This window comes from Rhizobium sp. SAFR-030, assembly GCF_059415005.1.
This window is the reverse complement of record NZ_JBPFDO010000005.1, coordinates 445,933-467,663: the sequence shown is the minus strand read 5'-3', so window position 1 is coordinate 467,663 and position 21,731 is coordinate 445,933. Positions and strand designations below refer to the sequence as shown.

Annotated in this window: 17 protein-coding genes; 7 read left to right on the top strand and 10 right to left on the bottom strand. The window is 64.3% G+C overall.

The window, feature by feature from the left end:
* Positions 1-204 precede the first annotated feature (204 nt).
* A complete protein-coding gene (locus ACR65N_RS18040; RefSeq protein ID WP_440458117.1) occupies positions 205-1,611 on the top strand; it encodes a PepSY-associated TM helix domain-containing protein in 1,407 nt (468 codons plus the stop codon).
* A 71-nt stretch (positions 1,612-1,682) separates the two neighbouring features.
* Here the strand turns inward: ACR65N_RS18040 and ACR65N_RS18035 are convergent, their stop codons facing one another.
* The 6 genes from ACR65N_RS18035 to ACR65N_RS18010 are packed head-to-tail and all read right to left on the bottom strand — an operon-like array spanning position 1,683 to position 7,995.
* Positions 1,683-3,896, bottom strand: coding sequence for an FAD-dependent oxidoreductase (locus ACR65N_RS18035; RefSeq protein ID WP_440458116.1), 2,214 nt, complete (start codon positions 3,894-3,896; stop codon positions 1,683-1,685).
* Positions 3,897-3,912: 16 nt separating this feature from the next.
* Positions 3,913-4,296, bottom strand: coding sequence for a cupin domain-containing protein (locus tag ACR65N_RS18030; protein WP_430306012.1), 384 nt, complete (start codon positions 4,294-4,296; stop codon positions 3,913-3,915).
* Between the two features lie 2 nt (positions 4,297-4,298).
* Positions 4,299-5,507: an acetyl-CoA C-acetyltransferase gene (locus tag ACR65N_RS18025; RefSeq protein WP_440458115.1), complete on the bottom strand. Its 1,209-nt coding sequence runs from the start codon at positions 5,505-5,507 to the stop codon at positions 4,299-4,301.
* A gap of 50 nt (positions 5,508-5,557) precedes the next feature.
* A complete protein-coding gene (locus ACR65N_RS18020) occupies positions 5,558-5,887 on the bottom strand; it encodes a type II toxin-antitoxin system PemK/MazF family toxin (protein WP_440458114.1) in 330 nt (109 codons plus the stop codon).
* Positions 5,887-6,147, bottom strand: a complete 261-nt coding sequence (locus ACR65N_RS18015; RefSeq protein WP_440458113.1) for an AbrB/MazE/SpoVT family DNA-binding domain-containing protein — start codon at positions 6,145-6,147, stop codon at positions 5,887-5,889. Before ACR65N_RS18015 ends, ACR65N_RS18020 begins: the two co-directional genes overlap by 1 nt.
* Before the next feature lie 54 nt (positions 6,148-6,201).
* Entirely contained in the window at positions 6,202-7,995 is a 1,794-nt protein-coding gene (locus tag ACR65N_RS18010; RefSeq protein WP_440458112.1) for an acyl-CoA dehydrogenase C-terminal domain-containing protein, read from the bottom strand.
* Between the two features lie 399 nt (positions 7,996-8,394).
* On the opposite strand from ACR65N_RS18010, the gene ACR65N_RS18005 reads away from it, so the two are divergent.
* The 3 genes from ACR65N_RS18005 (at position 8,395) to ACR65N_RS17995 (ending at position 14,106) form a co-directional block, all read left to right on the top strand.
* Positions 8,395-12,138, top strand: coding sequence for a peptidoglycan-binding protein (locus ACR65N_RS18005; protein WP_440458111.1), 3,744 nt, complete (start codon positions 8,395-8,397; stop codon positions 12,136-12,138).
* 232 nt (positions 12,139-12,370) lie between these two features.
* The gene (locus ACR65N_RS18000) at positions 12,371-13,300 is read left to right on the top strand and encodes a sulfite exporter TauE/SafE family protein (RefSeq protein WP_430306016.1); all 930 of its coding nucleotides are present in this window, start codon (positions 12,371-12,373) and stop codon (positions 13,298-13,300) included.
* The gene (locus ACR65N_RS17995) at positions 13,297-14,106 is read left to right on the top strand and encodes a TIGR02186 family protein (protein WP_440458110.1); all 810 of its coding nucleotides are present in this window, start codon (positions 13,297-13,299) and stop codon (positions 14,104-14,106) included. The genes ACR65N_RS18000 and ACR65N_RS17995 overlap by 4 nt, the downstream gene beginning before the upstream one ends.
* A 33-nt stretch (positions 14,107-14,139) precedes the next feature.
* On the opposite strand, the gene ACR65N_RS17990 is transcribed toward ACR65N_RS17995, so the two are convergent.
* Positions 14,140-14,928 carry a DUF4394 domain-containing protein gene (locus ACR65N_RS17990; RefSeq protein WP_440458109.1) on the bottom strand — a complete coding sequence of 263 codons (789 nt, stop codon included), beginning with the start codon at positions 14,926-14,928 and terminating at the stop codon, positions 14,140-14,142.
* Between the two features lie 224 nt (positions 14,929-15,152).
* Between ACR65N_RS17990 and ACR65N_RS17985 the strand changes: the two genes are divergently transcribed.
* Positions 15,153-15,695: a sigma-70 family RNA polymerase sigma factor gene (locus ACR65N_RS17985; protein ID WP_440458136.1), complete on the top strand. Its 543-nt coding sequence runs from the start codon at positions 15,153-15,155 to the stop codon at positions 15,693-15,695.
* Positions 15,692-16,417, top strand: coding sequence for an anti-sigma factor (locus ACR65N_RS17980; RefSeq protein WP_440458108.1), 726 nt, complete (start codon positions 15,692-15,694; stop codon positions 16,415-16,417). Before ACR65N_RS17985 ends, ACR65N_RS17980 begins: the two co-directional genes overlap by 4 nt.
* An 11-nt stretch (positions 16,418-16,428) precedes the next feature.
* Here the strand turns inward: ACR65N_RS17980 and pdeM are convergent, their stop codons facing one another.
* The 3 genes from pdeM to ACR65N_RS17965 form a co-directional block, all read right to left on the bottom strand.
* On the bottom strand, positions 16,429-17,157 hold the full coding sequence (gene pdeM / locus ACR65N_RS17975; protein WP_440458107.1) for a ligase-associated DNA damage response endonuclease PdeM: 729 nt from the start codon (positions 17,155-17,157) through the stop codon (positions 16,429-16,431).
* Between the two features lie 72 nt (positions 17,158-17,229).
* A complete protein-coding gene (locus ACR65N_RS17970; RefSeq protein WP_440458106.1) occupies positions 17,230-19,779 on the bottom strand; it encodes a ligase-associated DNA damage response DEXH box helicase in 2,550 nt (849 codons plus the stop codon).
* Between the two features lie 256 nt (positions 19,780-20,035).
* A complete protein-coding gene (locus tag ACR65N_RS17965; protein ID WP_440458105.1) occupies positions 20,036-20,704 on the bottom strand; it encodes a glutathione S-transferase family protein in 669 nt (222 codons plus the stop codon).
* 123 nt (positions 20,705-20,827) lie between these two features.
* Here ACR65N_RS17965 and ACR65N_RS17960 point away from each other — a divergent pair, with 123 nt between their 5' ends.
* Positions 20,828-21,727: a LysR family transcriptional regulator gene (locus ACR65N_RS17960; protein ID WP_440458104.1), complete on the top strand. Its 900-nt coding sequence runs from the start codon at positions 20,828-20,830 to the stop codon at positions 21,725-21,727.
* Positions 21,728-21,731 lie beyond the last annotated feature (4 nt).

Below are 21,731 nucleotides of genomic sequence, written 5' to 3'. Positions count from 1 at the left end.
CCAACAACACGAACGATACCTAAAGGCGGGTCAATTCTCGGTGGAAACGCCGGGTCAGCTCTCAGTGGAAATCAACAGCCACCAATTTCCTTGATGACCTGAACCGCCCGGGCCAAGCCCTAGTTCAGTCGGACACGTTCCCATCGCCATGCCATCCACGATGGCCGCGCGGGCGCATCGTGTTCCGGTTTCGAGGTTTCTCACATGACCGAAATTTCCGCATCGTCGCCGGCAGGCGTTTCGACGCTGTCCATCGACACCTACCGTGCCATCTGGCGCTGGCACTTCTATGCCGGCCTGATCGCCGTGCCATTCATGATCCTGCTTGCCGTCACCGGCTCGCTGTACCTGTTCCGCGACGAGATCGACAACACCGCCTTTGCCTGGCGCAATGTCGTCACCCAGCAAGCGACGCACCCGCTGTCACCCATGACGCTCGCTGACACGGCCACGGCCAGCGTGCTAGGCTCGACCCTTACGGCCTACCGGGAGCCGTCGGGGCCGACCGGATCTGCACGCATCTCGCTACGCGCCGATGGCGGCACCACCTATGTCTTCGTCGATCCCTACACCGGCAAGGTTCTCGATAGGGTCGCCAAGACCAACGAGTTCAACGAGGTGGTCCGCAAGCTACACAGCCTTGAATATTTCGGCGCCTATGCGAACCGGGTGATCGAGGCGATGGCGGGCTTCGCCATCATCCTCGTCGTTTCCGGGTTGTATCTCTGGTGGCCACGCCGGCAGACGGGCGGCGTCGTCAGCGTCCGCGGCACGCCCTCCAAACGGGTCTTCTGGCGCGACACGCATGCCGTCACCGGCGCCTTTGCCGGCGTGCTCATCGCCTTCCTCGCGCTATCCGGCCTGCCATGGTCGTCGTTCTGGGGCGGCAAGCTGACGCAGATCGCGACGGCCACAGGCACCGGCTATCCGGCCGCGCTCTGGGACAATGTGCCAACCTCGGGCGAACACGCCGAGCATGCGCTGGCGAGCGTCGGCTGGACGATGGAAAAATCGCCGATGCCGGTGTCGACGGCCGTGCCCGCTGCGATGGATCACATGCACATGCAGCCGACCAGCCCCATGCAACCGGTCGGCCTCGACAGGGCGGTGGAAACCGCCCGTGCGCGGGGCCTGGCGTCGGCATTCGAGGTGACGGTTCCGGCCGATGACAAGGGCGTCTACACCGCTGCCGTCTTCCCGGACGACCTGCAGGAGGCACGCACGATGCACATCGACCAGTTTTCCGGGGAGCCGATCGTCGACATCAGCTACGCCGATTACGGCTCGCTCGCCAGGCTGACGGAACTCGGCATCAACATCCACATGGGGCAGGAATTCGGACTGGTGAACCAGCTGGTGATGCTGGCGACGTGCCTGGCCATCATCCTGTCTTCGGTCGCCGCGGTCGTCATGTGGCTGAAGCGCCGGCCGGAGGGGCGCCTCGGCGTGCCGCCCTACCCGACGAGCCGGCGGGTCTATGGAGCACTGTGGGGGATGGCGATCGTCTTCGGCGTGCTGTTTCCGCTGTCGGGCCTACTGATCCTGGCGATGATTGTCGTCGACCTCATGATCATCCGCAACATCGCGCCACTGCGCCGGGTGTTTGCCTGAGCCCAAAGCGCTTGCAAGAACGGAAACAGGCCCCGGAGGGCCTGTTTCAACATTGAGAGGGCAGTGGTGGCTTACGCCGCCTTCTCTACCGCGCCGTAGGGATCGAAGCGGGTGTAGAAGGTGTCGCCCTTGGCGGCCATGTCGATGAGCAGCGGCGTCGGCTTGAAGTGGTCACCGTACTGGGCAGCCAGCGTCTCGCAGAGTGCCACGAAAGTCTTCACCCCCATGCCGTCGATGTAGGACAGCGTGCCGCCGGTATAGGGCGCGAAACCGAAGCCGAGGATGGAGCCGACATCGGCCTCGCGCGGATCGGTGACGATGCCCTCTTCCATGGTGCGGGCCGCTTCCAAAGCGATGGTGACGAGAAGGCGCTGCTTCAGCACATTCACATCCACGTCCGCTGCCGGCTTTTGCGGATAGAGGTCCTTGAGGCCCGGCCAGAGCGACTTCTTGGCGGGCTTTGCCGGATAATCGTAGAAGCCCTTGGTATTCTTGCGGCCGCGGCGATCAAGTTCGTCGACCATCTTGTCGATGAGCGACATGTGCTCCGGTCTCACCGAGGCTTCGCCCAGATCGGCAATCGAGGCCTTCATGATCTTCTGGGAAAGATCGACCGCCACTTCGTCGTTGAGCGACAGCGGCCCGACCGGCATGCCAGCCATCTTGGCGGCATTCTCGATCATCGCCGCCGGCACGCCCTCGATCAGCATGTCATAGGCTTCGTTGATGTAACGGAAGACGCAGCGGTTGACGTAGAAGCCGCGGGTATCGTTGACAACGATGGGAGTCTTCTTGATCTGCGAGACGAAGTCCAGCGCCACGGCCAGAGCCTCGTCACCGGTCTCCTCGCCGAGAATGACTTCCGTCAGCATCATCTTTTCGACCGGCGAGAAGAAATGCACGCCGATGAACTGCTTCGGCCGCTTCGAGTTCTTGGCAAGACCGGTGATCGGCAGCGTCGAGGTGTTGGAGGCAAAGATCGCGCCTTCCGGCAGCACGGCCTCGACCTTTTCGATGACGTCCTTCTTGACCTGGCGGTCTTCGAAGACGGCTTCGACGACCAGCGCGACATCCGACAGGGTGGAATAATCGGCGGTCGGAGTGATCAGCGACAGTAGCTTCTCGCCGTCTTCTTTGGTCATTCGTCCCTTACCGACCTGGTCCGCCACCAGCTTTTCAGAATGGGCCTTGCCCTTGGCGGCAGCCTCATCGTCGCGGTCGATCAGCGACACGGCGATGCCGGCGGCGGCCGTGACATAGGCAATTGAGGCGCCCATGAAGCCGGCGCCGACGACGCCGATCTTTTGGAGCTTGTTTTTCTCGATGCCGGCCGGGCGGCGGGCGCCCTTGCCGAGTTCCTGCATAGAGATGAACAGCGAACGGATCATCGAGAAGGCTTCGGTGGTGCGCAGGATCTGCGCGAAGTATCGCTGCTCGACCTTCAGCGCCGTGTCGAAGGGCAGTTGCAGCCCTTCATAGACGCATTTGAGGATGGCGAGCGCACCGGGATAATTGCCGGCAGTTTCGCGGCGCAGGATCGCGGGAGCGGCCGGCCAGAGCTGGGCGGCAGCCGGCGTCCAGATACCGCCGCCGGGAACCTTGAAGCCCTTTTCGTCCCAGGGCGCGACCGGCTTCAGCCCATCCTTGATCATCTGCTTGGCGGCGGTTACCAGCTGGTCCGGCTCGACCACCTGATGGACGAGATTCATGGCCTTGGCGCGCTGCGGGGTCAGCGTCTGGCCGGTCGTCATCATCTGCAGGGCATCCTGCGTGTTGGCGAGACGCGAGACACGCTGCGTGCCGCCGGCGCCGGGGAAGATGCCGACCTTGACTTCCGGCAGCGCCAGCTTGACCGACTTGGCGTTGGAGACCACGCGGCCGTGGCAAGCGAGCGACAGTTCCAGAGCGCCTCCCATGCACACGCCGTTGATGGCGGCAACCCAGGGCTTACCGTTGGTCTCGATCTTTCGCCACAGCCAGGTCATCCGGCCGGCTTCGTCGAACAGCTTCTGCATGGCGGTTTCGGGGTTCTTCGCCTGCTCTTCCTGGAGCAGCGTGAACATGCCGCGGATCATGGTAAGATCGGCGCCACCGGAAAAGGTCGGCTTGCCGGAGGTGAAGACGACACCTTTGACGGCCTCGTCCTTGACGGTCGCATCGACGATCGCATCAATCTCCTGCATCACCTCGACGGTGAAGACGTTCATCGATTTGCCCGGCATGTCCCAGGTGACGAGGGCGATGCCGTCTGCGTCGGTCTCGACGGTGAAATTGGTGTAGGTCATGGGTTCTCCTCCCCGCTCAGGCCGAAAGATGGCTGCGCTGCGCATCCAGTGTCTTGGTCTTTTCGACCACGACATCGCCGGTATGTTTCGTCTCGGACGGCTCGAACAGCATGATCCAGCATTCCTCGGCGGCAACCGGATTGTGCTCGACACCCTTCGGCACGACATGGAAATCGCCTGCCTTCAGGTGGACATGCGGCCGGTCGCGATATTCGATGGTGAGCGCGCCTTTCCAGATCAGGAACAGCTCGTCCTCGTCGCGGTGGGAGTGCCAGGTCAACTGGTCCTTGACCTTGGCCACCTTGAGGCTCTGGCCGTTCAGGTCGGCGATGACCCGCGGCGACCAATGGTCGGCGACATGGGCGTATTCGTCTTCGATGGTGCCGGTGTTGAAGCTCATGGTCAGACCCTTTCGATGACGGTGGCGGTGCCCATGCCGGCGCCGATGCAGAGCGTGACGAGCGCGGTGTTGAGATCGCGGCGCTCCAGCTCGTCCAGAACCGTGCCGAGGATCATCGCGCCGGTGGCGCCCAGCGGATGGCCCATGGCGATGGCGCCGCCGTTGACGTTCATCTTGTCGTGGGAAATCTCAAACGCCTGCATATAGCGGAGCACGACGGCAGCGAAGGCTTCGTTCAGCTCGAACAGGTCGATATCGGCAAGCGACATGCCGGTGCGCTTCAGAAGCTTTTGCGTCACGTCAACCGGGCCGGTCAGCATCAGCGCCGGGTCGGAACCGATATTGGTGAACGAGCGGATGCGGGCGCGCGGCTTCAGGCCCATCGATTCTCCACCGGCCTTGGAGCCGAGGAGGACGGCAGCCGCCCCATCGACGATGCCCGACGAGTTGCCGGCATGGTGGACATAGGTGATGCGCTCGACTTCCGGATGCGCCTGCAGGCCGACGGCTTCGAAACCGCCCATTTCGCCGGGCATCTGGAAGGAGGGGTTGAGGGCTGCGAGCGACTGCATGTTCGTCTCGGGCCGCATGTGCTCGTCGCGGTCGAGGATGGTCAGGCCGTTCTGGTCCTTCACCGGAATGACGGACTTCGAGAAGTAGCCCTTTTCCCAGGCATTGGCGGCACGCTTCTGGCTTTCCACCGCATAGGCATCGACGTCGTCGCGTGAGAAGCCGTACTTGGTGGCGATGAGATCGGCCGATACGCCCTGCGGCATGAAGTAGCCGGGGAAGTTGACCGAGGGATCCATGTACCAGGAGCCGCCGGACATGCCCATGCCGACGCGCGACATCGATTCCACACCACCGGCGATGACGATGTCGTCGGAGCCTGCCATTACCTTGCCGGCACCGAAGTTGACCGCATCCAGACCCGAGGCGCAGAAGCGCGAGATCTGCATGCCGGGCGCCCTGTTGGAATAGCCGGCCTCGAAGGCGGCGGCCTTGGGGATGACGGCGCCGGCATCCATGACCGGATCGACGCAGCCCATGATGATGTCGTCAACGGTCGATGTGTCGAGCCCGTTGCGGTCGCGGATGGCTTCCAGCGTTTTCGCGGCGAGCCGGACGGAGGGCACCTCGTGCAGCGATCCATCCTTCTTGCCACGGCCGCGCGGCGTGCGCACGTGGTCGTAGATGAAGACTTCGGTCATTGTTTCTCTCCCTTGCTGGCGCGCAGGGCGCCCATAAATTCTTGCTGCGGCTAATCCAACAAGGCCGCGACCCGGCCCAGCACTTCCGCCACGATGAAATCGGGAGCCCTTTCGACAAAGCGGCCTTCTCGAGCCTTCAGATCAATCGTCCTGATCTGGTGGCAGAGGATCACGCCCGTCGCCCTGGTTCCCGCACCCGAAAGCGAAACCGTGAAGCCTCTCGCTCTCGCAAACTCGCCACCTGAAGTGATGGGGGCAATCAACTGGACGCCGAGTTGGTTGAAGCCTCGTTGCGAGACGATCATGACGTAGCGCGCCTTGGCCTGCTCACGCCCCCTAGTCGGCTCCAGATCTGCAAACCAGATGTCTCCTCGCTCCATCAGTCGATAATCTCACGGCCGACCGAGGGAGCGTTCATCCATTCGAGTTCGTCTTCAGACCAGGGTGCCTCAGGGTCGCATTGAGCCAGAAGCTCCTCCAGCGTGTATTTGGTCCGCGTCTGGGGCACAGCAACAACTCTTCCACCCTCAGCCGACACCTCCACCTTTGTGTTGGCAGCAATCCCCAACTCTTCAAGCACCGACTTGGGGATCGCCATCATCACCGAGCCGCCGACATTGCGCAAAGTCGATACTGCCATGTCTGCCTCCAAGGAAAGTTATACAAAGATATAACTTTAGCGAGCCGTCGGCAATCAGAATGCTTCCGCGGCCAGTTCCATCAGTGTGTCGCTGCCAGCTTCGATGCGGACCTTGCGAAGCTGCGTCTCCGGCATGATCTTGTCCATGTAGAAGCGCGCCGTGACAAGCTTGGCGGCGAGGAAATCGGTGCGTTCGTCGCCGGCGGCCGTCAGGTCCTGCGCCGCCTTGGCCATCTTCGCCCACATGTAGCCGAGCATGACGATGCCGAAGAGGTGCATGTAGTCGGTCGAGCCGGCACCGGCATTGTCGGGCTTGGCCATGGCGTTCTGCATGAACCACATGGTGGACGCCTGCAGGTCGTTCAAGCCCTTCTTCAGGGCCTTGGTGAACGGCGCCATCTGCTCGTTGTCGCGGTTCTCCTCGCAGAAATCACCGATCTCCTTGAATGCTGCCATCACCGCGCGGCCGCCATTCAGCGCCAGCTTGCGACCGACTAGATCGAGCGCCTGGATGCCGTTCGCACCTTCGTAGATCATCGCGATGCGGGCATCGCGGACATACTGGCTCATGCCCCATTCCTCGATGTAGCCGTGGCCGCCATAGACCTGCTGGGCCATCACCGCGTGGTCAAAACCCTTGTCGGTGAGGACGCCCTTCAGGATCGGGGTGGCAAGGCCGAGCAGATCGTCGGCGTCCTGGCGCTCCTTCTCGTCGGTGGAGCGGTGGGCGATGTCCGATTTCAGCGCCGTCCACAGCATGAAGGCGCGACCGGCCTCGTTAAAGGCCTTGATTGTCATCAGCGTGCGGCGGATATCGGGGTGGACGATGATCGGATCGGCCGACTTTTCCGGCGCCTTGGGACCTGACAGCGAGCGGCCCTGCAGGCGATCCTTGGCGTAGGCGACAGCATTCTGGTAGGCGATTTCTGAAATCGCCAGACCCTGCAGGCCGACGCCGAGACGCGCCTCGTTCATCATCACGAACATGGCGTTCAGGCCGCGGTTCTCTGCGCCGATCAGGTAGCCCGTGGCATCGTCGTAGTTCATGACGCAGGTGGCGTTGCCGTGAATGCCCATCTTGTGCTCGATGGCACCGCAGGCGACGCCGTTGCGGTCGCCAATCGAGCCATCCTCGTTGACGAGGAATTTCGGCACGATGAACAGCGAGATGCCCTTGGTACCGGCCGGAGCGCCCTCGATGCGGGCAAGCACCAGATGGACGATGTTGTCGGTCATGTCGTGTTCGCCGGCGGAGATGAAGATCTTCTGGCCGGAGAGCTTGTAGGATCCGTCACCCTGCGGCACGGCCTTGGTGCGCAACAGGCCGAGATCGGTGCCGCAATGCGGCTCGGTGAGGTTCATGGTGCCTGACCAGGAGCCTTCCACCATCTTCGGCAGGTAGGTTTCCTTCTGCTGCTGGCTGCCATGCACGAGGATCGCGGCGATGGCGCCCTGCGTCAGGCCGGGATACATCATCAGCGACATGTTGGCGGCGGATGTATATTCGCCGACCATGGCATGCAGGGTATAGGGCAGACCCTGGCCGCCGAATTCTTCCGGCACGGCAAGCCCGATCCAGCCGCCTTCGCAGTAGGCGTCATAGGCAGGCTTGAAACCCTGCGGCACGGTGACCGAGCCGTCCTCGTGGCGCACGCAGCCTTCCTGGTCGCCCGAATAATTGACCGGAAACAGCACTTCCTCCGACAGACGGGCGGCCTCCGAGGCAATCGCCTCGATCATTTCCGGCGTCGCATCGGCAAAGCCCGGCAGATTGTTGTAGCGCTCGATGCCGAGCACATCCTTGAGGATGAACAGGCTGTCATTTACCGGGGCCTTGTAGACGGGCATTGCGCGAACTCCTCCAGATCAGCGGCCGGACACACCGGCATTCAAGGTTCTACAAAATATTGACGTGCGCGTAAACGTCAATCCCGTCAAAGCGTCGCATCCTGCATATTTCGTGCTGTGCGTTTCCTCAACCTGAGGTCGTTTATTAGGCGCCCGGAAGCAAAACCTGACGCTGCGTTAACGCAGTATTAACTACGTTTCGCGACATGATGCCTCTACGTCGTGGCGTCTTGCGCTTCGGCTGCTGGGAAGCACGGATACCGAGCCCGCGCATGGCGCGCCGCGAACGAATGGTTCAAGGCTGCAGCCACGCCGAGATGCCGATGCCGACACTTTCCGGACCGACGCCTGAAGCATCAGAAATTCCCTCGGGACGCGCGCAGCCGAAGCGAGATCGATATGAACGGATCACGGTTACATTCCCAGCCTCGTGGAGACGGTTCGTCGCTCGACGCGCTGAACCGCACCATCGAGGGCCTGGAAGCGCGGATCGAGGGCCTCTTGAAGGCATCCGGACGCCAGCCCCGCTCGCCGTCAGAGCGGGTGGCGGAGGCGACCCGACATCTGGACCGCAAGACGGCACCGGTCGATGACAAGCCGCTGCTTATCGATACCGACATGCTAGAGGAAATCCGCCAGCGCCAGCGCCTGCTGGATGCCCAGCGGGAGCCGGTTCGCCGCGATGTCCCGGTCGACCCGCAGCCGGCACCGGCAGCCCAGTCAAACCCCATCGTCCCGCCGCGGCCGCCGGCTGAACCACGTCGCGCCCCGCCTGCGGCGACCAATGTGCGCCCGCCCTACGCCGAACCGCACGTGTTCGCCACCCGAGCGACCCAGCCGCAGCCGCAGCCGGCCGTGCATGATATCGCCCGGGCGCTGGCCGAACTGCGCCAGGAACTGAAACGCGACATCTCCGACAGCATCGCCCGCGAAATGCAGACGCTGCGCGGCGACATTCACTCGATCCGCGACATCTCCGGCGACGGCCACCTGACGCAGGACCTGCGCGAGGAACTCGTTCGACTGGCCGAAGGCGTCGACGGGCTCAGCCGCCGCGCGCCGTCCGGTGCCGCCGACCTGCGCGCCGATCTCGACGAGCTGAGGCAGATGATCGACGGGCTGGCGACGCGGGATTCGATCCAGCACATGGAAGTTCGCTGGGACGCCCTGGAAGATCGCTTTCTCGATCTTGACACGGGCAGCATCCAGAAGGAGCTGATCGCGCTCGCCTATCGCATCGACGGCATGAAGGCGGAACTCGGGACCATGGCCGACAGCCCCGCGCTGCGGACACTCGAGGACAAGGTGCTGATGCTTGCAGCGGCCGTTGAGGAGCTGAACGCCCGCCCCGGTGCTGGCCAGGATCCGTACACCGACCATTTCTCCCAGCTCGACCAGCGGCTCGACGAGATCAGTCGGGCGGTTGCCGTCAGCGGCCGGTCGCGCAGTTCCGAACTTGAGGAACAGGCGCTGCTGCGCCGGCTTGAGGAGCGGATCGCCGGCCTGACCGACCGTCTCGACGGCCTTTCCCAGGTGCAGGACGCACATCGCCTCGAGGAACGGCTGGACGAACTGGCGGCGAACCTGATGCAGGGCTCTCAGGCCGAGCTGACCGGCTACCTCGCCGACCTGTCGCGCAAGATTGATGCGCTGGCGGGCGAGCAGGGCCAGGATCTCGGCGAGCGGCTGGATGCGCTGACCCGCCGTATCGACGACCTCGCCTACCTGCCGTCGCCGGCCGATGGTTCCACCCACGGCGGCTTCGGCCGCCTGGAAGTGCGGCTGGACGAGATTGCCGCGCGGCTCGACGAGGCGTCGCTTGGGCCGCAGGGCGACAACCAGTCGATCCGCAATCTCGAAAAGCAGATCGCCCACCTCTCCACCCTGCTCAGCGAACCGCGGCATGAGGGCGGCCTTGCCCTGCCGAGCGACCTCGACGAGCGCATGGCGTCGATCGAGACCTACATGGCCACCAGCGACGAGTACATTCTCGAAGCGGCACGCCATGCGGCGGAATCGGTGATCGAAACCTATGCCCGCAACGGCCAGGCCGGCGGCATGACCGGACCGGACGCGGCGACCTTCGTTGGGCTCGCCGAAGACCTGCGGCACCTGGAAGCGCTCGCCCGCAATACGGATGAGCGGACGCAGGCGACCTTCGACGGCGTGCACCGCACGCTGGTCAAGATCGCCGAGCGACTGGACACGATGGAGCACCACTTCGTCCCACGGGCCGGCTCGATGCTTTCGGCGCAGACCCGCGACCGACAGCCGGCACCCCCGGCAATGGCGCCCATGGCAGCGACAGCCGCGGTCGACACCGCTGCCGATCCGCGCGGTGTTCTGGCCAGGGCCAACGACGAACTGATGTCCGAGACCGCCGTCAACCTGGAACTGCTGGAGACGGAGCACCCGTCGCATGCCGAGCCGGAGCCCGCCCGCAAGGGCCTGCTCGGCGGCCTGACGAAGCGCCTTCGCCCAGGCGCCAAGGCAGACGCACCCAAGCCTGCCCGCGCCGTGGTTCAGCCGACGCCTTCCATCGATCCGGCAGGAGTGCTGGACGTCGAGCCTGCTGAAGGCAACGGCAACGAAAACGAGCTGCTCGAACCCGGCTCGGGAATGCCCGACGTGCGCAAGATCCTCGAACGCGTGCGCGCCAGCCAGGCGATGAATGGCCAGGGCGCCACTGCCGCCATGCAGGACGATGACGGCGAGCGGGTGGATTATATCGCTGCCGCCCGTCGGGCCGCCAAGGCGGCGGCGCAGGAAACCGAACCGACACGCGCCATTCCGGTCGATCCGGCCGTCAGACAGGAGCGCGGCGCCAAGGGCAAGGCCGCCAGCCGCCTTCCGCAGCCGCAAGCAGCCGGACTGCAGGGTGTGCTCGCCCGTCATCGCCGGCCTATCCTCATGGCCGTCGGCGCGATCCTCCTGGCGATGATGGCGATGCCGCTCGTCAGCACCCTTACCCGCGGCGACAAGACGGCACCCGCCGCCGCATCCAACACGCAGACCCCGGCCGTCGCGCCGAAGGTCGCCGCTCCGGAAACCTCGGAGGCATCTCCGGCTGCCGTCCAGCAGCCGACCACGACTGCCGCCTCTACGGATGCCGAACAGGCTCCCACCTCCACCGCAGCCCCTGTCGGCGCTGTCGCGATGGCACCGCTTGCCGCCACTGCCGATCCGCTGGCCGCCGAGCCCGGCGCCGCTGCAGAAGCGACGGCAACGGCCGGCACGGACCTGGCCGCGGGCGACAGCATAGCCAATGCTCCGGCCATCGAAATCCCTGCGACCATCGCGCCGAAATCCCTGTCGGATGCTGCAGCCAAGGGCGATGCCCAGGCGCTGTTCGAGATCGGCTCGCGGTTTACCGAGGGACGTGGCGTCACCACCGACCTCGCCCAGGCGGCACACTGGTACCAGCTGGCCTCCGACCGCGGCTTCTCGCCCGCCAAGTACCGGCTCGGCAACCTCTATGAGAAGGGCACGGGCGTCGCACGCGACCTGCCCAAGGCCGCCGGCCTCTACGAAGAGGCAGCCCGCGCCGGCAATGCCAGCTCGATGCACAATCTCGCCGTCCTCTACGCTTCCGGCGCCACCGGCACCGCCAACTACAAGGCGGCGGTCGAGTGGTTCAGCAAGGCGGCCGATCTCGGCGTCGCCGACAGCCAGTTCAACCTCGCCATCCTCTATGCGCGCGGCAACGGAACGGCGCAGAACCTCGAGGAATCCTACAAGTGGTTCGCCATCGCGGCGAAGGGTGGCGACAAGGATGCCGCCCAGAAGCGTGACGAAGTGGCCAATGCTCTGAAGCCGGAGCAGCTGCAGAGCGCCCGCGCCAAGGTGGAGCAGTGGAAGGCACAGCCGCTCGACGACCGTTCCAACAGCGTCAACCTGCCCGACGAATGGGTTGGCAAGAGCCTAACGACCGCGTCGATCGACATGGAAAAGGCGATCCGCAACATCCAGGCGATCCTCAACCGCAACGGCTACGAGGCCGGGACGGCAGACGGAATGATGGGCAAGAAGACGGTGATGGCGATCAAGGCCTTCCAGAAGAAGAACGGCCTTGCCGAGGACGGCACGATCAGCGAACCGCTGGTGAGAAAGCTGCTTGAACAGAACGAGGCGAAGGGCGCCTGAGGCGTCGCGCTTTCGGTCGTTCGCGCCAATCTCAGGCGTCGGTGTCGGCGAAAGGCCCGCCGGCGGCGCGTTTAGGAATTGACTCGCGGACCGCCCGCAGGTCATGACGGAGAGACCGGTTCGGGATCTGCCAGATCCTTGATCCGGCACACAGTTTACGCCGCAACGGGCGGTCCACCCTCTCTCGCGCTCCGCCCGCGACGGCGAAGCTTTTGCTTGTCGTGAGGCGCCCGTGACTGTCTACCTGCCGATTGCAGAGCTCTCGGTGAACATCTTCATCATCCTCGGCATGGGGGCGGCAGTCGGATTCCTCTCCGGCATGTTCGGCGTCGGCGGCGGCTTTCTGATCACGCCGCTGCTGATCTTCTACAACATTCCCCCGGTCGTCGCGGTCGCTACCGGCGCCAACCAGGTGGTCGCCTCCTCGGTGTCCGGCGCCATCAGCCATTTCCGCCGCGGCTCTCTGGACATGAAGCTCGGCTCGGTGCTCCTGGTCGGCGGCCTTGCAGGCGCCACTGTCGGCGTCTGGATCTTCTCCTGGCTGCGCCGCCTCGGCCAGCTCGACCTGATCATCTCGCTCCTCTACGTGGTCTTCCTCGGCACCATCGGCAGCCTGATGCTGGCCGAAAGCATCCGCGCATTGCGTCGCGCTGCCCGCAACCAGCCGCTGCCGCTGAAGCGACCTGGACACCACAACTGGGTCCACCGGCTGCCGCTGAAGATGCGCTTCAAGAAGTCGAAGATCTACCTGTCCGCCATCCCGGTCATCGCGCTCGGCTTCGGCATCGGCGTGCTGACCTCGGTGATGGGCGTCGGCGGTGGCTTCATCATGGTGCCGGCGATGATCTACCTCCTGCGCATCCCGACGAATGTGGTGGTCGGGACATCGCTGTTCCAGATCATCTTCGTCACCGCCTATACGACGCTGGTGCAGGCGGCGACGAACTATTCGGTCGACATCGTGCTGGCGACGATCCTGATGGTTGCCGGCGTGATCGGCGCCCAGTATGGCGTCCGGGTCGGCCAGAAACTGCGCGGCGAACAGCTGCGGGCACTGCTGGGAATGCTGGTGCTGGCCGTTGGCCTGCGCCTGGCGGTCGACCTGGTGCTGACCCCGGACGACATCTACTCGATCTCGGTCGGAGGGTTTTCCAGCCGATGATCCGCCGACGCCTCACCCGTCTCCTGCTGCTGCTTGCCGCAACGCTTGTTTCGCTGCCCGCCTGGGCACAATTGCTCAACAGCGAAATGCCGACTGTCCGCGAGGGGCTGGAGATCGGTACCTCGACCGGCGAGATCGCCATCACCTCGGATTTCCGGGGCGCCGACCTGACGATCTTCGGGGCGCTGACGAATGCCGACGAGCTGTTTCTGGCGATCGGCCAGTATGATGTGGTGGTGACGCTGGAGGGACCGCGGGATCTGGCGACCGTCCGGCGCAAGGAGCGGGTGTTCGGGATCTGGATGAACACCCAGTCGATGATCTTCGAGCAGGTGCCGGAATCCTACTCGATTGCCAGCACGCGCCAGCTCGAGGACATCCAGGGCACACCGTCGCTCAACCGCATCGGCGTCGGCATCGACCACCTGACACTGTCACCGGTCGGCTATGTCGGCAATGCCGGGGCGGTGACCGATTTCCGTCAGGCCTATCGCCGTCTCAAGCTATCGAACGGTCTCTATCAGCGCGACACGACCGGCGTGCGCTTCGTCAGCCCCAGCCTGTTTCGCGCCACCCTGCGCCTGCCGGCCAATGTGCCGGACGGCGTCCATACCGTACATGCCTACCTGTTCAAGACCGGCGACCTGATCATGCAGAAGGACCTGCCGCTGAGGGTGGTAAAGACCGGCCTGGAGCAGGCGATCACCGATGCCGCGCATAACGAGCCGATCGGCTACGGCCTCGTCTGCATCCTGATCGCCATCGTCACCGGCTGGGGCGCCAGCCTTGTGTTCCGCAAGGATTGACGGGGCCGCCACAAGGGCGACCCCAATGGTGCATTACATCGCCGGCAGGATGGCGATGTCGCGGATCTGGCCGCTGGTGCCAGTGATGTCGGCGGTTTTCGTCGCCTTGCCTGAGGTCAGGTCGACCGTGTGAAGCATGTTGTCGGCGACCAGCCATGCGGTGTTCTTGCCGTCTGCCGTGGTCTGAACGTCGAAGGCATAGGTCATCGGCTTCATGGTGCCGCCGAGTTTGCCGATCGCCTTCAGCGTTCCGTCGTTCGGCTTGGTCTGCTGGATCAGGCCGCCGATCGTTGCGTCGATGTTGTACATCGCAGTCTTTTCCGGCTTGCCATGGCTGTTGGTGTAGGCGGCGGCGGCGATGTTCGGCATCTCGCCCTTGTGCATGTCGCCTTCCTCGAAGGCGAGGCTTCCGTCGACCGTCACGGCACCGGTATCGGGGTGGACGCGGTGGTTGGTGGTGCCGGTCATGAAGCGCAGGCGGTCGGCCATCGGGTTGAAGTCGACGACGACCGGCGCGTCGCCCATGGTCAGCGGCTTGTCCATCCTGGCAACTTCGGTCGCCTTGCCGGTCTTCATGTCGATGGTGACGATGACGCTGTCAGCCGTGACGCCGACCAGCATGTTGTTGGACGGGCGAAGATCGATGCCGACAAGCTTCGTCACGCCCTCGACGTCCATGCTCTGCGACACGGCTGGCTTGTCGGTGTCGAACATGACCAGCGTCTTGTCGCCGACCAGGCCGATGGCCGGTGCGGAGAATGCGGCGCCTGCCGAAGCGGCAAGCACGGCGGATGCGATCAGCGCGGTGTGGGTCAGTCTCATGTCAGTTCTCCCGTTGACTGTTTGAAGGAGCGCACTCGACGTCGCCGAATGCCTTCCTGTATCGAAGACACACGGGCGGCGGCCTCTGGATGCAGCCGACCCGAATATTTTCCGGATTTTTTTTGCGGCACCTGCATCCGGGGCGGCATTGCCCGGCGTATCGGGTTATGAGACATGCAAGGGGAAGACGGCCCGAGGAGCTTGAGGTGGTGGCATTGGAGGCAATGGCGGACGGTCTGGAACGCGAACTTTCTGCCTGCGCCGGTGGCGACCGGCAGGCGCTGAAGCGGATCTTCGATCGCGAGGCGGGCCGCCTGGTCGCGATCGCCGAGCGCATCGTCAAGCGGCGCGACCTGGCCGAAGAGGTGGTTCAGGAAGCCTTCATCGCCATCTGGACGAAGGCACACCAGTACGCGCCCGACCGTGGTTCGGCGCGCGGCTGGATCCACGCCATCGTCCGCAACCGGGCGCTCAACCTCCTGCGGGACGCAAAGCGCGAGGATCTGGTCGATACAGAGCGGCTGGACGCCATGCGCGACGCCGACCAGATGGAGCACGCGCTCTCCGCATTCGCCGCACTCGATCGCAACAGCCGCCTGCGAACCTGCCTGCAGACGCTGGACGACACCCGCCGCAAGGGCATCCTGATGGCCTATGTCGGCGGCTACAGCCACGGCGAGATCGCCGGCCGCCTCCGCCTGCCGCTGGGCACGGCGAAAAGCTGGATCCGTCGCGGCCTCGCCTCGCTTCGGGAGTGCATGGCATGACGTTTGAAGATCTTCCCGCCATCGCCGACGACTACGTTCTGGGGCTGCTGGACGAGGCCGAAACCGCAGAAGTCGAGGCCGAACTGCAGCGCAACGCGGCGCTCCGCCAGGCAGTCGCGGCCGCCCGCGAACGTTTTCTGCCGCTCGACATGACGGCAATCCCCACTGACCTTCCGGATGATCTGTGGGCGCGCATCGAAGCGCAACTGTCGCGACAGCAGCCGATGGATGTTGTGACGGCTCCTGCGGCGGAGATGGACCGACCGGATGCTGCTGCGGCCAACGACAACCGCGTCTTGCGCTGGCGTGCCGGCGCGCTTGCCGGACTTGCGGCGAGCCTGATCCTGGCGGCGGGCCTGACCTACAGCCTGACGCGCACGGTCGAGCCGCTGGTGGTGGCGGTTCTCGTCAACGAGGCGGGCGATGTGCAGGCCGTGGTCGAAGATTTCGGCTCGGAACGGGCGGTGATCCGGCTGCTCAACGACCTCAGCGTACCGGACGACCGGACGATGCAGGTCTGGACGCTGCCGTCGCGCGACATGGGGCCGGTGTCGATGGGCCTTCTTGATGAACGGCGGTCGGCGCGACTTGATCCGCCGCCGCTGCCGCTGCCGCAGGACGCGCAGCTCTACGAGATCACGCTGGAGCCGAAGGGCGGTTCACCGACCGGGCGGCCGACCGGACCGATCCTCGCCAAGGGCCTGGCCAAGCTGACGCGGTAGGAGCGGTCGGATTAGCCGATCAGGCTGTCGAACCGCACCGAATAGATGCGGTCGCGGCCGAGCAGGTGGGCGATCAGCGCGGAACGGTCGAACAGGCCGTGCATCGCCTTGTGCTTCAGGTCCAGCCCGCCGCTCAGAACGCCGAAGGCAGGCATGACCATGCGGCTGCCATCCGTCGCGAAGCAGGGGCGCCGGACGTATTTGCCGCGCCGGCCAACGGTTGCCGAAGGATGAAGGTGTCCGGCGATCTCGCCGCGGCCGGCAACCAGGCTCGGCTCGTGCCGGAAGACCAGGCCACCATAGACGAGCTCGTCGACCGACTGGCCGGGTAGATCGACCGTGCCATCCGGATCGTGGTTGCCGTTGATCCAGATCCAGTCGCGACCACGCGCCAGGCCGTTGATCATCTGCCGGAACGCCTCGGGCATCAGCGCCGATCCGCGACGGTCGTGAAAATTGTCGCCGAGCGAAACGACCACCTTCGGATCGTAACGGAGGATGACGGCGGACAGGATGTTGAGGGTGGCCAGCGTATCGTAAGGCGGCAGCATCATGCCGCGCCGGGCAAAGGCGGAGCCTTTTTCCAGATGCAGATCCGACACCACCAGGACATCGTGATCGGGCAGGTACAGCGCGCCCAGCGGATCGCACAGTGCCGCGACGCCGTTGACGGCGATCTCTGCGGCGCTTGAGGGGCTGGTCATTTCTGCGGCGGAAAACGCCAGTCTCTGATTCATCATCGTCGTCATCTGTGTGTGTCAGGGCCAGCGCTTGCTGCCCCGCGATGTGTCGAGCACCGCTCGCATCGCCGTCTAGTGCTGGCCCTCGCCCATCGCCTCGGCGATCAGTTCGTCGGCGGCTTCCTGCAGCACCCCATCCTGTGCCTCGCCGGGAACCGTTTCCCGGCCGATCTCCAGCATGATCGGTACCGCAAGCGGCGATACGCGCTCCAGATCGCGGTGGGTGATGTGCCCCTTGATTCGTGCCAGCATATCGCCAAGCCGGCCGATATCCAAAAGACCAGTTGCCGCATCCCTGCGCGTCGCCTCCAGGAGCACGTGGTCCGGCTCGTGGCTGCGCAGCACGTCGTAGATGAGATCGGTCGAGACCGTCACCTGCCGGCCGGTCTTTTCCTTTCCCGGATGACGGCGCTCGATCAAACCGGAAATCACGGCGCAATTGCGGAAGGTGCGCTTCAGCAGATAACTTTCCGCCAGCCACTCCTCCAGATCGTCGCCGAGCATGTCTTCGTTGAAGAGGTCGGAGAGGCTGAGCCGTCCATCGGCGACCATGCCGCCCATGTCGTTCATGCTGTAGACGGCCAGCGAATAGTCGGTGGCGACGAAGCCGAGCGGCCGCGCACCGGCGCGCTCCAGCCGGCGGGTCAGAAGCATTCCCAGCGTCTGGTGGGCCAGCCGGCCCTCGAAACAGTAGGCGATCATGAAGAAGCGCTTGCCGCGCGGAAAGGTTTCGATCAGCAGCTCATCGCGCTTGGGGATCATCGAACGCTCCCGCTGGATCGCCAGCCAGTCGCGCACCTGGTCCGGCAGGACATGCCATCGGTCGGGGTCGGCCAGCATGCTGCGCACCTGATCGGCGAGATAGGTGGTGAGCGGGAACTTGGCCCCGGCATAGGTCGGGATCATCGGATCGGTGGAATAGGTGTTGGAGACGAAGCACTCGTTCTCGCGGATGGCTTCGAACCGCAGAACCTTGCCGGCAAACAGAAAGGTATCGCCCGGCACCAGCTGTTCGAGGAACTGTTCCTCGACCTTGCCGAGCGACATGCCGCCGCGGCCCAAGCCACCCTTTGCGTTACGCTTCACCAGCCGCACGTTGAGCTCCGTCGCCTCGACGATGGTGCCGAGGTTCAGCCGGTACTGCTGCGCCACCTGCTGGTTGGAGACCCGCCAACGGCCCTCCGCCGTCTTGCGGATCTTGGCATAGCGCTCGTAGGCGCGCAGCGCGTAGCCGCCGGTTGCAACGAAATCGACGATGCGCTCGAACATCTCCCAGCTGAGATCCGCATAGGGCGAGGCGCTGGTGATCTCGTCAAAAAGCTCCAGCGGATCGAAGGGCTCGGCGCAGGCCATGCCGAGCACGTGCTGGGCCAAAACGTCGAGCGCCCCCTCGCCGACCGGCGGCGTATCCTGGGCGCCGAGATAGTTGGCATCGAGTGCTGCCTGGCATTCCATCACCTCGAAGCGATTGCCGGGAACGAGGATCGCCTTAGACGGCTCGTCCATGCGGTGGTTGGCACGGCCGATGCGCTGCGCCAGACGCGAGGCGCCCTTCGGCGCACCGATATGGAGAACGAGGTCGATGTCGCCCCAGTCGATACCCATGTCGAGCGTCGAGGTGGCAACGACGGCGCGCAGCCGATTGTCGGCCATCGCCGCCTCGACCTTGCGCCGCTGACCGGCATCGAGCGATCCGTGGTGAAGGGCGATGGCGAGGTTATCGTCGTTGATCGTCCACAGCGCCTGGAACAGGAATTCGGCCTGGAAGCGGGTGTTGACGAAGATCAGCGTCGTGGCGTGCTTCTTGATCTCGCGATAGACGTCGGCGATGGCGTAGGCCGACACGTGGCCGCCCCAGGGAATGCGACGCTCGGTCTCAAGGATGCTGATGTCGGGCGGCGCGCCTCCCGTCACATGCACGAGCCCCGCCGGCGGCGCCGGCGGCTCCTCCGCCTCGCCGGTCTTTTGCGGAACAAGCCACCGCTGCAGGTCCATCGGATCGGCAACCGTCGCCGACAGGCCGATCGTCTGCATGCCGGGCGCGTGGCGGCGCAGGCGGGCAAGGCCGAGCGACAGGAGATGGCCGCGCTTGGAGGTGACCAGCGAATGCAGCTCGTCGAGCACGACGTATTTCAGGTCCTTGAAGAACCGCTCCGCCTCCTTGTTGGCCAGCAGCAGCGCCACCTGTTCGGGCGTCGTCAGCAGAATGTCGGGCGGGTTCAGCTTCTGGCGCTGGCGTTTCGATTGCGGCGTATCGCCGGTGCGGTTCTCGACGGTGACGGAAAGCCCCATCTCGCTCACCGGCTTCATCAGGTTGCGCTCGATATCGACGGTCAGCGCCTTCAACGGCGAGATGTAAAGCGTGTGGATGCCGGTAAAGGCGGAGCCCGGCGGCATCTTTCCGCGGCGCACGAGGCTGGTGAGGGACGGCAAAAAGCCCGCCAGCGTCTTGCCGGCGCCGGTCGGTGCGATCAGCAGCATGTTTTCGCCGGCATCCACCCGGGCCAGCAGTTCCAGCTGATGGGCGCGCGGCTGCCAGCCCTTTTCGCCGAACCATTTCGTGAATGGCCGGGGAAGAAGAGCAAGGTCAAAGGTTGGGCGCTCAGTGAGGGTTTTGTCCACGCCTCATAAGGTAAGGGCTTGGACAGGAAAGAGAAGCCGGGGAGAAGCGAAATGTGGAGTGGGGTGTGTCCGATCTGCATCCCGCCAGCCAAGACCAGGCTCATTGATCCTTGGCTCTGCGGTAGAGCCCCAGCGGCCCCTACGACCGCTTGCGACCCTAAGCCAGTCGTAACAGTCTCGCAGGCAGTCCCGTGAACGCGTCCATCCGTTGGCTAGCATGAAAACGCGGCGACCAGCCATGGGGCCGCCGCGTACCCTATAGTTCGATGCCAGCAGCCGTAAACGCGCCATCGATTCGCGTATCGACCTCCCGCTTGGTATCAGCCCACGCAGGCACCGTGTCCAGCAGTCGCTGATGCCATGCCATTAGATTGGGAGATTCCCCGAATGGCACTTTCGTTCGCTCCCATTGCGAGAAGGGAGCCGCGATGTCGATATCGGCCAATGTCAGTCGATCAGCGACGACGAACTGCCGATTGGCCAGGTGTGCGTCGAGCACGGCACCGGCCGCCCGAATCTTGGCGAACGCCAACTGCACAATGCTCTCATCCTCGGGCTGGCCCATAAAGCGCTTTGCAATCCGCTCGTCGAACGTGAGCGTCGAAAACACCCGCCACTGCTCGCCCGACCAGAACATCCATTGAAGCACCTCGTACCGCTCGCGCGTCGAGGCTCCCAGCAGATCACCGCCTGCCTTCTCCGCGAGATAGAGATTGATCGCTGACGCCTCGTAGAGAACGACATCGCCGTCGACCATCACGGGCGACAGCCCGTGGGGGTTCAGCGCCAGGAAGTCGGGCGTATGGCTCTCACCTTTGAACAGATCGATGTTCACGCGCTCGATAGCAATGCCCATGATCGCTGCTGCGGACGTCACACGGCGCAGGCTCCCCGAACCGGGGTCGCCGTAGATCTTGATCGACATTGGGACGTGCTCCTTGAAGAAACTGGATCCGATCGGCAGTCGAGCTGCCTTGAGTCGAGAATTAGGCTATCCGTAAGGGGCAGGGTATACCTTCAATTCAAACATCAATTATCCGGATATCGAATGAGTGATCGTTGGCAGGAAATGGCCGTGTTCGTCCGCGTGGCGGAGAGCGGCAGCCTTTCGCGTGCGGCGCGCGAAATGAATCTCTCGCAGCCCTCGGTATCGCGCATAGTCGGGACGCTGGAGGCGCGGCTCGGCATCACACTGCTGCTGCGCACCACCCGCAGCATTTCGCTGACGGAAGCCGGCACCCTGTATCTGGATCGAGCGAGAACCCTGCTCGCGGAGATGGAGGAGGCCGAGCAGTCGGCTCGGGGAGTGGACTCGCTGCATGGCGTGATCCGCCTCGCGATGCCTGTGCTCTATGGTTCGCGGGCGGTCATTCCGGCATTGGCGACGTTCCTCACCCGACATCCGGATCTTCGGGTCGAGATTATCATGAGCGACGCGCGTCAAAACCTAATCGCGGACGGCGTTGATGTCGCCATTCGGCTGGGCATGGGGCCGCTGGATGACTCCACCTTCGGCTCTCGCAGACTGGCGCTGGTAGAGCGACTGGTGGTCGCGGCGCCGGCCTATATCTCAGCCCATGGCACGCCCGCCAATCCCGCTGAACTCGCCGGTCATGCCTGTATCGTTCAGCATGGCCTGTTTGGTCGCGAGAGCTGGCGCTTCACGCACAATCAGGCCGTTACCTCCGTGGACGTTTCCGCGAAGCTCTGGATCAACTCAGCGCCGGGAATTATGGCCGCTACAGTCGCGGGACTGGGCATAGCGCTGGCGACACGCGTCATGGCAGCAGAGGAACTGCGCACTGGCGAGCTTACCCAGTTGCTCAAACCCTACCGGCTCGACCCAGCTGAAGTCCATGCTATCTTCCCGGCAGGTCCGAAGCCATCAGCGAAAGTCCGGGCGATCGTCGATCACCTCGCAGAAAACTTGACCTTCATCGGTGAATGAAGCT